This is a genomic window from Oleiphilus sp. HI0123, from assembly GCF_001635315.1.
On sequence record NZ_LWGE01000283.1, the window covers coordinates 1 to 379 of the forward strand.

General features: G+C 44.3%; 1 protein-coding gene. It reads left to right on the forward strand.

Annotation, left to right across the window (positions count from 1 at the left end; all coding sequences use genetic code 11):
• Positions 1-79: 79 nt before the first annotated feature.
• Positions 80-379, forward strand: a 300-nt coding sequence (locus A3761_RS28895) for a GNAT family N-acyltransferase (protein ID WP_369808161.1), incomplete at its 3' end; no start/stop codon positions are given.

The following is a 379-nucleotide window of genomic DNA, read 5'->3' on the forward strand; positions in this document are numbered from 1 at the left end:
ACAAAAACGTATAGCTTATCAAATACGTTTTAAACAGAGCAAAGAAGACTTTGACGGACTCACTCATGTTGAGCAGGTCATTGACCAATATGACCACAACTCGACACACCTGCTCCTTCAAGAGAATAGCAGCAGACAATATATTGCCTGCATACGTATCAGCCACTCAGTTGAAAGCTTATCAGCGCAACCCACCTTGCCCTGCCAAAGGGCAAACTCCTGCTCACTAGGGTTTATCGATCAGGTATTTTCCTCTGGATGCCATTTATCTTTGTGCGAAATATCTCGACTTAGCATCAACCCCGAGTATTGCGACACCGAAGCCAAAAAGTACAGTTTTTCAGAAGCAATGTATCTGGCAGCCTTCTCTCTTGCACGT